This is a genomic window from Bacteroides sp. AF39-11AC, assembly GCF_003474285.1.
Classification (GTDB): Bacteria; Bacteroidota; Bacteroidia; order Bacteroidales; family Bacteroidaceae; genus Bacteroides.
Map to the genome: position 1 here is coordinate 1 of NZ_QROH01000006.1, position 12,946 is coordinate 12,946.

Sequence of the window (12,946 nt, forward strand, 5' to 3'; positions counted from 1 at the left end):
ATATCGAAAGCTGATTATGAAGAAGCACAACAAACCTATCTGAATCGCAGGCAGGGACGCGAACAATTAATGACTTCACTCTCGTCCGCTAGAATTCAAGAAGCCCAATTGCAACAGAATATTGTAGAGATCCGTATGGAACGTAGTCGGGAAGCCAATACAATAAGTACTTCGTTAAAATCTGCTCTAAATGATTTGCAAGTAAGCATCAGCGATTGGGAATTGGGTTATCTCTTTATCAGCCCTTCCGGTGGTATATTATCTTACAATAATATTTGGCAGAAGAACCAGAATGTCAATGCGGGAGATAAAGTGTTCTCTATTGTAGCCTCCTCTCCCGGTGACATTATAGGAAAAATAAAATTACCCGTCAGCGGATCGGGCAAAGTATCCCCCGGGCAGAGAGTTAATATCAGCGTGACAGGGTATCCATACATGGAATTCGGCTTCCTCACCGGGGAAGTGCTGTCTGTTTCACTATTAGCAAGCGAGGACAATATGTACACTGTCACGGTAGGTCTGCCACAGAACTTATGCACCTCATATGGCAAGCAACTGGACTTTAAAGGAGAGCTTTCCGGCACAGCAGAGGTCATGACGGATGAACGGAGCGTAACTGCACGTCTACTCAGTCCGCTCCGCTATCTGTGGGAGAAATATCTATAATAACCCAGCATTATGATATGGAAAGGAATAAAAGTGATTAACCTATCCGAAATATACAAAGCATAACCAATAGAAATTTAACAGATGCTCCGAATATTAGCAATATATATCGGACATGACACATCTATATATCGGATGTGCAGCATCTATATATCCAACGCCACCGATATGATATATAGACGTTAAAAGTCAACGGAATCGGACTTGCCTGAAATTACATTGCTTGTTGTGGATAAGAACAAGCAATGTAATCATTCTCAACATTACTTGTTCCGGATCACAACATTACTTGTTTTCAGATTTTATTCAATACATTAAGTGTTCTTTTTCCTCTTTCAGCCTTCAGTTTCCCCCGATCCCCTGTTCATCGGTAGTAAGGGTCTCCGCGATGGCATCTCTGCTTATTTTTCGCTTGTCTCGACTCATAACTCTGAGCAATTCCCATTTTCTAACAATTTGAAGTTATAGTTCTTTCTTGAACCATTTGTCCGGTAGCAATTCTCTGAGTATTTCCGGATACATTCCCGGGTCGGGCAATTTGGCAAGTCTGTCCAGTATATCCTTGAAGTATTCGAATGTATTGATATTATTCAGTTTGCAGGAACATGCCAGCGAATAAAATAGCACTGAACGTTTTGCTCCCTGGTGGCTTGCGGCAAAAAGAGAACTTCTTCTGCTCATGCTTATCGTTCTCATGGTTCGTTCAATGGCATTGTTGTCCAAGTCATATTCCGCCCCCTTGATATAGGAACATAAAGACTCGAACTGGTTCAAGACCTTGTTGCAGGCCTTGTACAGTGCGCTTTTGGGTAGTGTTGTAGGTTTGGCCAACACTTCTTTTATCGTATTCTCTATTTCCTTGAAAATGGGCGGAGCGTATTCTTGTCTGTATTTAACTATTTTCTCCGGCGACCATTCTTCTCCCATTCTGTGGTCCTTTTGATAAAGTTTATTGATTTTCCTCACTATCCTTCCCGCGTCCTCACTTTCCTTTATGTCCAGGAAATTCCTTTTGCAATGCTGCCAGCATGTGAGGTGTATGGCATCCGGGTAGCCTTCGCCCTCTATTTCCCTGTAACTGACCGGCCCGTCCGTCTGTACAGCACCGCGATAGCTACGCGGCAGATAATCCGTGAATACTTCTTTCCCTCTGGAGCCTTTATTATAGAACATGTGGACGAGATTCAGGTGGCGGGCCTGAGCGCACCAGATGTATGCCTTTGAACTGTAAATGCCGCCGGTGGAGCGGAGGCCCTGTTCCAGTACGGCTCTTTTCATCGCTCCATCCATAGACTCAATCAGGGCGTACGCCTTGGCGAGCAGGCCGTCCAGCGTCCCTTTGCCCACGTCAAAGCCGCATTCATTGAAGAGACGCGCTATGCGTTCCACAGGCAGGAAGTATGCGTAGCGCAGTTGTAGGATGGCGGCTATGAACGAGGAGTCGAAATTCGAGTTGAAGACGGGCGCCGGGGGCGCGAGGGGCGTTACCGCTTTTCCGTCCACCTGGCAGACGTTTAGTGTATAAATATGCTTGATGAACTTCCCGGGGATGTACTCGTATCTGATGACCATCCTTGTCCGAAGAACCTTGGCGGACTTCCCGCCAGTGTCTCCGACGGATTCCGGCCAGACCTCATGATGGCGGACTTCCGAACAGAAATATTCCTTGCGTTTGGCATTATTGTTGCCGCGACTTTTCGCTCCCGCCCAGCGGGACGGCTTTTCCGTTGCTTCACCGGCTGTCGATTCATCCCCCGCGGCGGGCGTTTCTTCCACAAGAATTTCCGGGGAATCTTCACTCTCCCTGATTCTTTCGCACCTCTTCGGGCTGTACAGCCTGAGTTCATTGGCCAGTTTCTCGGAAGTCTCGTTGCTCTTTTCAAGCAGGCGGACGACGTGGGACAGTTGCGCTTGAAGCTCGCTGATCTGCACGCGCAGCACGGCAGACTCCGCTTCGGCCTGTGCGGTGCGCTCAGCGGCGGCTGTTTCCCTTTCACGGGAATCGGCCGGCAGATGAACTATCACAAGATGTAATACATTGTAGTATAACATGTTACATCCTTATGTCCAGCCTATTCCTAAACCTTGCATACTTCAACGGGATGCCTGACATTATCATAAAAAAATGCCTCCATTCAAGCTCTATCCACCTCTCACCGGGCTTAAACCGGGGGAGTTCAAAGGTGCCCCGTTCAAGACGCTTTTCGTATAAAATATATCCGTCAATATTCCATCTGAGTATCTTTACGCAGGTTCTATCCTTGCTGAAAAACAGATACGCATCGCCCGCAAGCGGATTAGAGCCTGGCTTTCCGACAGCCAGTGTAGATAGTTTTTCCGTTCCGCTTCCCAGGTTTATGTATGAGGCGTACAGGTGGTATTTCAACCTTTCATCCAATCCGAACATCCTGGCTGTCTAAAAGGTGGTTGTATCGGTTAATGAAATCATAAAGTGCCGCTGAGCTGGCTTCAACGATGCTGACGACCAGACCGTCAGGGAAAGTAACGCTGACTTTACGAAGGAGTTTGTCTTCGGATATGCCACCTTTTCCTTTTAGAATGACAGGATGGATATCAGGCTGCATCTTCGAGGATAATTGAGCGAGGACTTCATCCCGGTGCGTGCCGCACTTTTCCAGCAGGGCATCGTATTGAAGCTGTTGAACCGAAAGACCGTGACGACGCATCCATTGGGTAAGGCTTACGTATCGTACATGGTAAGGCTTACGTATCGTACATGGTAGGGTTTGACGAACTGGTAAAAGCACTGGGGAGGAGTGACACCACTACGCAAATGCCGCTTATAGTCGTCCACTATCTGAGGAAAAATAGGTAAAGAGTACATGACGTTTTTTTTGAAGGCAAAGATAACGGCAAGAAGAAGAAAACACAAGATGCCATCGCGGAGACCCTTACTGCGAAAGTGAGAGTAAGCCACTTACTCTCACACTGGATTTTTTACTGCCACCACACTTAATGTATTAACTATCAACGATTCACATTGAAAGTGAGAGTAGTGAGAGTAACTTGAACCAACTTTTTATTGAACGCCTGCATTCAACTTTTCAGTGAGACATCTTCTTCTCCATTCCGAGGGAGAGTAACCATATCGGTTTTTAAAAGCTTTGTGAAATGCAGAAGGGCTGTTGAAACCTGTATTATAACAGATGTCTTCTATTTCTGCATTCGAGTCTTTTAGGAGCGTTTCTGCTTGTTCGATGCGAAGTGACGTAAGATATTGAAGAAAACTACATCCATATTCTTGATTGAAATATCTATTTAAATAGGTAGAATTGACTGCCAGTCTTTGAGCGAATTGCTCCAATTTTATTTTTTGATCATAAATGAATTCCGGTGTTTGTAATAGTTGGTTTATTTCATTGATTTTTTGAGGAGTCAAGTATACTTTGGAGCTCTTCTTTCCATTTATGAGCACCTTTTTTTCTACGACTTCTTTTTCTGATTTGCTTTCTGGTTGTTGATTTAGGTTATTCACTGGGAACGGGGACAATGTTTCCCGATAAATATGCGACTTGAGCTTTTGTTTTACGAATTGGTGTAAGAGAGAATTATAAAAGATATATCCACTTAATACACCAATACAAAGGTTGTATAAAAGATTGCAGATGTATGAAGAAGTAAACATATTCAGTAAGAACATGAAGAAGAACCCTGATATTAGGATGCTTTTTCTTTGAATATCGAAAGCTGATTTTAGGAATATACAGTCTGTTTCATTCATATTTCGCAAAAGCAACATGTAAATGAAAGTCTGTGTGATTCCTGTTATTATACACGTTAAACGGAAAAGTGTCCACCAAGCCGGGAACGATGATAGAATTTCAGCCCAACTGTAAGTTAAGCGATCTGTCACCGGACTTAAAACTGACATCAGTATGTAACAACACGACAATAGCATCGAGGGTAACAAATGCTTCCACCATTGTGGCTTTTGGGGAAATATTCCGGTAATACGGAAGCGGATAAAGAAATAGAGTAAAGGAGGGAGAAAAGTCAGTCCCCAACAGTATAGGGTGGGTAAGAGGGATGTTCTCTGAAGCAGGAAGAAATTTTCGTATAATGTGCTATATGACATTAATCCCCAGTATATTAGTAGGATTGGTGCTAATGATATAACCAAATCCTTTTTATGCTTGTTTCTCCAAATCAGAGAGATAGAAGCAAGACTTAGTACAGCCCAAGTCAGCAGAAAAGTACAAATAAGCAGTGTCTTTAATATGAAAAATGGCATAGTATTGTTGTTCTGTTGCTTGCAAATGTACATACAAAAGTCTGAAAAGAGTGATTTTATTCTGCATTTTTTTAAGTTTGGTAATGAAATGTTGGTAGAAAATTGTTTCCTTTGCCCCTTAATCTGAGGGTTGTTATATAACACTCGTTAGGTATGTAAACTGCCATCTTGGGTTGTACAAATGAATAATTGTTACAGGGGTTTTATATTGATTGCTTTTTTGGTTTGTTCGCTGGCGGTATATGGACAGACTGAGATACTGGCTATAGATACTCTTCGCAACATCCGGTTACAGGAGGTGATTGTTACTGCTACTCAATCAGATGCTCCGGGAACCCGTTCTGTCATTGGGCAGGATGCTATTCGCCATATACAGGCTACTGACCTTTCTGTCTTATCTCAATTACTACCCGGTGTTCTTGTACGCAATCCGGATCTGAATGCTCCGGCTGCCTTTACCATCCGCAGTGCAACTTATGAAAATACGACTAATGCTTTAGGGACAGCCATAGTGGTGGATGGACTTCGCATGAATAATAATGCCAATATGCAGCAAATGGGGCTTGAAGGTAGGGGAAGCCTCTTTAATAGCACGGTGTTATCCGGTTTCGACGTGCGTTCTTTGTCTCCATCTTCTGTGGAGTCGGTCGAGGTGATACGTGGTGTTCCTTCGGCACGTTATGGAGATGTGACCAGTGGGGTTGTTCTGGTTAAGTCGAAAGCCGGGATACAACCTTTTACTATCGGCATTCGTCTGACAGCTACGGAGAAACTTGCTTCTGTGGGGAAGGGCATTGCGATCAGTAATAATGGGGGAACTCTCTATTTAGGAGCGGATTATGCACTTTCAAATCAATCGCCTCAAGTCTTTGAAGAATCTTTTCAAAGATTTGGAATCCAAGCGGCTTATGCAAAGGATTTCCGGTCGGCTACTTTGCGTCTTAATATGCGTGGTTATTGGATGAAGGACAATGATAAAAGAGGGCAGAATACGGTGGATGGTGAATTTCGGAAAAACCGGAATCAAAACATATCCTTTTCTGCTAACGGACAGTGGAAATTGAATCGTTCCTGGATTTCCAATCTGGAATATCAGCTGGGGTTTACGTATGGAAGCCAGAAGAATGAATCCAGTACATATTATTCGGGAACGCAGCAAGTTACCACCTATACCGCACAGGCAGGTGAACATGCCGGAGTGTTCCTGCCTCCCCATTATTTCTCTCAGTTATCCGTTGAAGGCAAACCGTTGAACGGAGATGTATCGTTGACTGCCAATCACAGAAAAACGATGGGTGAGAATATCAGTAACCATTTTCAACTGGGGCTTCATGCTGAGGTGGAAGGGAATCGTGGAAAAGGAATATGTTTCGATCCTCTTCACCCTCCCTTGGAAATGCTCAGAGTGCGGACAAGGTCTTATCGGGATATACCTTTATTATATAAGTATTCTGCTTTTGCTGAAAATCACTTTATTCTCCGTTATGGGAAGATGCGGACCGAAGTGCAGGCAGGAGTACGTTTTACTCAGTTGCCGACTAAGCGTCTGCGCCGGAACTCTTCTGTTGATCCGCGTATCAATCTTTCCCATATATTTATTGATAGAACGGATGATGCTTTTCTGAGTCGTTTCAGTGTACGTCTGGGGTGGGGATTGATGCATAAGATGCCTGTACTTGCTTATTTGTATCCCGATAAATCGTATACGGATATGAATTGCTTTACGTACAATGATGCTGAGAATAATCAGCGTCTGACCGTCATGCATACATTTGTAACTGACCGTAATTTTAACTCCGACTTGCGTTTGCCTGTTAATCAGAAGTTTGAAATAGGGGTGAATTTCCGGATAGGAGGTGTTACTGCGGATGTGGTATGGTTTAAGGAACATCTCAAAAATGGCTATTGTACCTCCCAACTTGCCGAACCTTTTTCCTATCGCCGCTATTCCCCCTTGATCAGTAAAGGAGAACAACCGGAATTGACGGATGAGGGTGTCATGAATGATGGTGAACTTCTTCCATATACTTTGAATACTACGTTTGCCACCTATTCATCACCCCAGAATGGTATAGAACAGGAGAAACAAGGTGTTGAGTATACCATTGGTCCGATTCACTCAAAGGCATTGCGTTCTTCATTTTACATAAGTGGCGGATATCTGGATGTATGTGAAAAGAATACGGCACTTTCTGCCTTGCATCCTCAGATAGAAGTGAATGGAAAAGCTTACCCTTATGTAGGTATTTATGAAACAGGGCCTTCTGTTGCGAATACTCAAATCTGGCAACAATTGAATAGTCGGTTTCAGTGTGTTACTCAAATTCCCAGAATCGGTTTGATCACGAGCCTGACGCTTCAGGCTGTGTGGATGGATAAACAACAGCGGGGAATGGAGAGCCGGTTTAATAATCCTGTGTACACGGATAGTAATAATCAGAAGTGCCTGAATCCGGTTTATTATATAGATGGAGAGGGAAACCAACATCCTTTCACGCCGGACATGGCGACGGATGAACGTTTTGCTGATTTAGTGATCAGGGCGAATACAACTACCGCTTTTCTGAAGGACTCGTATAAACCTTATTTCTTATTGAATCTTCGGGTTACTAAAGAGATAGGACGTCATGTTTCGGTTGCCTTTTGTGCCAATAACCTGCTGCAATCCAATCCGAAACGATATCGGCGGAGCATACAGAAATATACAGTTGTGAATCCGGATTTATATTATGGTGCGGAAATTAGTATCCGCTTTTAAAATTAGTATTTGTATTAAATTTTAGATATTGAATGAGAATGAAATATTATGTATTGTTTTTCTTCGTGTTATTTCTCTGTGCTTGTACCGGGGATGAAAATAGTTCTTCATGCTCTGTGAGTGTCCAACTACTTTCTCCTACGGATGAAGTGATCTTGCCTTTTGAAGAGATGGAGGTGGTATTGACAAATAAAGATCAAGGCACGGTTTATACCTCTTCATGTTCTTCTGATGGAGTAGCTCTGTTTAATGTGGAATATGGATATTATACAGTTGCCGTACATTATCAATCTGCTTCCGGAATTATTTTCAGTGGAAGATTGGAATCTTTGTCGTTATTGCCCGAACAGGGTGAAGAAGTAATGAAAGTTCAGTTGCAACTGGCTCGTTCTAAAATAAATGCATTGGTCATTAAAGAGATTTATTATGTGGGCTGTAAAGGAGAGTTGGGAGCAGATTACCAGGCTGACCAATATGTTACACTCTATAATAACTCTGATGAGACTATTTATCTGGATGGATTGTGTCTGGCTTTGGTGGATCCGATGCCGGGTATTGTATCTCCCTGGGTGAAATATACGGATATGAAACGGATTCCCGTTGCTGATATGACCTGGCAATTTCCGGGTAGCGGTAAGGAGTATCCTTTATTGCCGGGAGCAGAAACTACCATTGCAACGAATGCTGTAGATCATACCGGAGGCGAATATCAGCATGCTAATTCGGTTGACTTATCTAAAGTTGACTGGGGATTTTGGCATGTAAGTTTGAGCAAACAGACCATAGCACCCGGTGTGAAACCATTGAACCTGCTTTTAAATCTTAACTCGACCGCATGGATGTATTCATTTCCGGTGGTTGGCCCCACATTCATGATATTTGGATTTGAAGGTATTAGTGCGGAGGAATATATAAATAATCCATTGAACAGGGAAAACAGGCCCCAAGCTTCTAATAAGACTAAATTTTATTTGATGATTCCGAAAGAGTGGGTGATTGATTGTGTGGAGTGTGTGGAAAATGAAGCCAAGCTTGCCAATAAGCGTGTGCCTGACGAACTGAACCATGAACCTGTGTATATTCCGGAAGGAGATTATTCCGGGAAATCGTTGATACGTAAAAGTGCAGCATCAACCAACGGGCATTTCATTTATCAGGATACGAATAATGCGGCAGAGGACTTTGTCGTATCCGAACCGTCTTTGAAAAAATAAGCAAGCAACTATGCGGAGTACATTATTTATTTTATGGCTTCTGTCGGCGATTCCCGTATATGCGCAGTCTGATTCATTGCATATCTATTCTATGCAAGAGGTTTATCAGCAGAATAATTGGCTGACAGGAGCTAATCCGGTAGGAATGTCATTCAACCGTTTCCGCTCGTTCTCTGTGGCGGAAGTGGGGTATAGGTTTGAAGATGGAAACTTTGGTAATGTCAGTTTGCCGGCTTCATCCAATAAGTATGCAGTGTTTGGTGAATCCTATCAGACTATAGGTAATGTCTCTTTATATGGAAAAATAGGATATGTGAATAACCGAAAGCAAGAGGTGAACTGGAATGGGATGACCGGTGACTGCTGGCGTGGAATAAATCTTTGTGACTCAGTGAGTGGCGATCAACGTTCGGAACAATACCAACTGTCCGGTGCATTTTCATTACCCGTTTCTTCGCATTGGCTGATAGGTTCGAGGTTTGATTATTTAGTTGACCTGAATGTCAAGGATGCAGATCCCCGGAATGAAAACCAATGGATGGAGTGGAGAATAACTCCCGGAGTTGGTTATGAGTATGGAAACCATCGTTTGGGTGCTTCCATATTTTATGGCAATCGTAAAGAAACGGTAGATTATCAAAATATAGGTACTCATACGACATATCCTTTCTTCGTTTCTTATCCGTTAGGGTACTTTAAAACTTTGCCTAAAGGAGAAAACATAAAATGGTATTATTCTGCACAGGAATTAGGAGGATTCTTACAAGAAGAGGGAGCTTATGGACGCTTCCGGCTATTTCAACAAATAGGAGGGAACCTTGTCAGACAAAATATAGTAAGTGACCGCATACAAAACAAGAAAGAAAGTGAAACAGATGGCTGGAAACTGGATTATAAAGGGATAGGCTCATTAGTTTCTTCATTGAATCGACATGAATGGAGTTGGAAAGTTTTGTTTGACAAGTCGGATAGTTATGATCTTTTGCAGCAGCAGGAAGAGAACATGGGTACATGGCATTCTTCGGGGAAGGTTCTCCGTTCTACTTCCCGTATTAATGAATATGGGTTGACGTATGGTTACTATCGACTTTATAATGAGTGGAATAGTCGTTATTCTATCGTTTCGGGAATTGACTTTAAGCAGACAAAAAGTCAATTGCTTTTTTATCCGGCTGAATATACGCAAACTGTGAGCCGTTTTACTGCATATTCTACATTTACTCGAAATTTCTTATTATCTAATGCCCGAATTGATTTAGCTATTGGGGCAGAGTACGGTAAAGGAGGTGGAACTATGATAGCTGAAAAACAGTTGCAATCAGGACAGAATACGCCCGCAATCAAATTATGGCAGAATATGGATCGATTGGAACAAGAGTACAATTACTTAACAGAGCCCAGATTGGCATTACATTTATCACTAACTTATACTCATATAATTTCTTTTACTTGGTTTGCGCGATTGACGGCGGGATATGAAAATGCTTCTAAAAAACTATTTAATTCAAATAAGGAAAATATTTCTGTACAAATAGGATTGTTTTTCTAAATAGATTCCGTAGTTTTGAGGCGACTAACTAAAAAACAATAGAGTTATGGAAAAAAAAGAAATTTTGGATGGACAAAAATTAAGTCCGGGTCCTGTCGGTAGATGGATTATTTACATTGACAAATGTACGGGATGTGGTGAGTGTGTGGATGCATGTAGTTTGGAGCTTCTTTACATAGAGAATGAGAAAGTACAAATGAAAGAAGAAAGATACTGCACTGAATGTGAAGATTGTGCCAGTGCTTGTGCATTTAGGGCGATAACCTTTAGATAGTTATATTACGTGAAGAGTTTCTATCTATTTCTTTTTCTGTTCTTATGTAGTGCTTGTTCTAGCCTTGGCGATAACAGAATTTTGGATGAAGAATTGTTAAAAATGCCGATATTATCAGCTTCTTTTGATTCTTTATTATTTGAAGTTAGAGATATGCCTTCTCGGAATAGGCTAGCATATATAATTAAAATATCGCATAGGAACGAAAAAGAAATAGATGGAGTAAGAAAGCAAGAACAACTTTTAATGGAGGTTTTGCCTTTAAGTTCTGGTAGAAATAGAAAAGAAATTCTAATTCAATTAGTTACAATCTGTAATAAATTGGATAGATTTGGAGTTTTTGGTGCTTATTCTAAGGGACTTAAATGGATAGAAATGTTAGAAACCAATCATTCACTTACACAGAAAGAAGAATGGCAAGTGAATGAAATGAAAGCATTATTGTTTAATGAACGGGGAAATCAAGAAGAATTTCTTTCTATTTGGTATAAATTGTTAAAACAATATCGTGAGGCTGATATGCCAGAAGATATAGGTAAGTGTCTTCTGACTATAGCAAAACATTTTGTGATGTTGGAAGATTACGATAATGCCTTGCCGCTATATGAAGAGGCTTATCAGTTAGCTGTAGAGCATGAATTTGTAGACTTACGGAAATCTTCCGGCATAATGTTGATAAAGTATTTATGTGAGGCGGGGTATTACTCAAAATCATTGGAATATTATAATCAGATAAGCCAGGAAATGACATCTAATTCTTCCGTGCAGAATGAAATAGTAAAGAACTACATGGAATTAAATAAGCCTGATAATGCACGTATTTATTTATCTAAAAGATTGTTGTCAGAAGAAGGAAGCAATAAAATTGTTCTAAATTGTATGATGGCTGAAACCTATATTTCTGAAGGGAAGGAAGATTCCGCTTCTGCATTTTTGGATAGAGCTATGAAAGCTTATAATGAAAAATGTAACTATTATCAAAGAAAAGGTAAGAATGTTGTTTTACCCAATTGTTTTTTATCTCCTTGTTATTTATTTGCTGATTTATTGTGGAAAAAAGGTAAGATTCAACAAGCAAGTCAATATTTTATGATTGTTGAACCTTTAATGAAAGAGATGGTTAAAACGCCCGTTCGGATGGAGCTCCAAATAAAAGCCCTTACCAATTTTAGTTCTTTCTGCCGTGAAACTAAGCAATATGAAAAGGCTCTGGATTTATTAGCTCGACGAGATTCAGTTCTGCAAACGTATTTGGAATTTAAAGCGAAAAACGATAAAAAGAATTATGCAGAACGTTTAAAGATTCAGGAATTGAAGCATGAGCTTAATGAGAGTGAAGATGTAAATAGAATAAATACACATGTGGCTGCAATTTGTATTTTTCTCTTGGTAATTTCTGTAGCAGCTACATTCAAGTCTATATCTATGTACCGCAAGTTGAAGAAACAAGGTGCTGTAAATTATAGACTTCAAGGAATGATTAAGAAATGCGATGAAGGAGATATGCCTGAATCACATTCTGTATCTATGGATCAATATGAACTTTTATTCTGGCAAGCCTTACATAAAGTTCGTGATGAACAATACTTCCTTAAAAGTGACCTTACGATAGAGACGTTGGCTGATGTACTGAATACGAATCGTTCTTATTTATCGGTTAGCATCAATAGATTCTGTGATAAAGGTTTCAGTGTTTGGCTGAATAATTTCCGTATTCAGTATGCCGAACAATTGATGAGAGAAAATCCTTCAATTGCCCTTAAAGATTTGCCGGAACAATGTGGCTATGCAACTGCTGGTACTTTTGTTCGGAATTTTAAGCGGTGTCATAACATGAGTCCAAGTGAATTTATGAATAAAATTCTTATCGAACAAACGCTTCCTAAAGTTGAGAAGACTTTTCTGACTACCCATTGATGAACTGTTTCGTAGTAAAGACTTTACTTTCATTTCTCTTTTTTTGATAAATATCGGAGTTTTCAGTAAATTGATTATCCTTGAGTACATTAAATGATTAATGACTTAATTATCCTAATATCAATGAAAACAATGATTTTATTACCGGTAATCGGTTTGTTCAGGAGTTGGACTATGCCAACCTGACCGAGCCTTATAAATCAAAAATCATGGAAGAAGCTTATAAAAACGAATCCTCCAAACATCAAATGTTTATCTCCGAAATCGTCAATATTTGGATTAAGAAATAATATTCAACGAAAATTTGGTCAATTAT

The 12,946-nt window shown here is 40.9% G+C and carries 10 protein-coding genes; 6 read left to right on the top strand and 4 right to left on the bottom strand.

The window, feature by feature from the left end; all coding sequences use genetic code 11:
• The coding region (locus tag DW036_RS13770) for an HlyD family efflux transporter periplasmic adaptor subunit (protein ID WP_118464905.1) at positions 1-666 on the top strand (666 nt) is incomplete at its 5' end.
• Positions 667-1,128: 462 nt separating this feature from the next.
• Here the strand turns inward: DW036_RS13770 and DW036_RS13775 are convergent.
• The 4 genes from DW036_RS13775 to DW036_RS25980 form a co-directional block, all read right to left on the bottom strand.
• Positions 1,129-2,718, bottom strand: coding sequence for an IS66 family transposase (locus tag DW036_RS13775; protein ID WP_233560435.1), 1,590 nt, complete (start codon positions 2,716-2,718; stop codon positions 1,129-1,131).
• 1 nt (position 2,719) lies between these two features.
• Positions 2,720-3,073 carry an IS66 family insertion sequence element accessory protein TnpB gene (tnpB, locus tag DW036_RS13780; protein WP_118464906.1) on the bottom strand — a complete coding sequence of 118 codons (354 nt, stop codon included), beginning with the start codon at positions 3,071-3,073 and terminating at the stop codon, positions 2,720-2,722.
• A complete protein-coding gene (locus DW036_RS13785) occupies positions 3,057-3,434 on the bottom strand; it encodes a hypothetical protein (protein WP_147401492.1) in 378 nt (125 codons plus the stop codon). Before DW036_RS13785 ends, tnpB begins: the two co-directional genes overlap by 17 nt.
• 272 nt (positions 3,435-3,706) lie before the next feature.
• Positions 3,707-4,162 carry an AraC family transcriptional regulator gene (locus DW036_RS25980; protein WP_233560437.1) on the bottom strand — a complete coding sequence of 152 codons (456 nt, stop codon included), beginning with the start codon at positions 4,160-4,162 and terminating at the stop codon, positions 3,707-3,709.
• A gap of 964 nt (positions 4,163-5,126) precedes the next feature.
• Between DW036_RS25980 and DW036_RS13795 the strand changes: the two genes are divergently transcribed.
• The 5 genes from DW036_RS13795 to DW036_RS13815 all read left to right on the top strand — a co-directional run bounded on the left by DW036_RS13795 (position 5,127) and on the right by DW036_RS13815 (position 12,630).
• Positions 5,127-7,676, top strand: a complete 2,550-nt coding sequence (locus DW036_RS13795) for a TonB-dependent siderophore receptor (RefSeq protein WP_233560439.1) — start codon at positions 5,127-5,129, stop codon at positions 7,674-7,676.
• A gap of 32 nt (positions 7,677-7,708) precedes the next feature.
• On the top strand, positions 7,709-8,890 hold the full coding sequence (locus DW036_RS13800; protein WP_118464909.1) for a DUF4876 domain-containing protein: 1,182 nt from the start codon (positions 7,709-7,711) through the stop codon (positions 8,888-8,890).
• A gap of 10 nt (positions 8,891-8,900) precedes the next feature.
• Positions 8,901-10,439: a DUF6850 family outer membrane beta-barrel protein gene (locus DW036_RS13805; RefSeq protein ID WP_233560440.1), complete on the top strand. Its 1,539-nt coding sequence runs from the start codon at positions 8,901-8,903 to the stop codon at positions 10,437-10,439.
• Between the two features lie 46 nt (positions 10,440-10,485).
• A complete protein-coding gene (locus DW036_RS13810) occupies positions 10,486-10,713 on the top strand; it encodes an ATP-binding protein (protein ID WP_118464910.1) in 228 nt (75 codons plus the stop codon).
• A gap of 81 nt (positions 10,714-10,794) precedes the next feature.
• Entirely contained in the window at positions 10,795-12,630 is a 1,836-nt protein-coding gene (locus DW036_RS13815) for a helix-turn-helix domain-containing protein (protein WP_233560442.1), read from the top strand.
• The last annotated feature ends 316 nt before the right edge of the window (positions 12,631-12,946 follow it).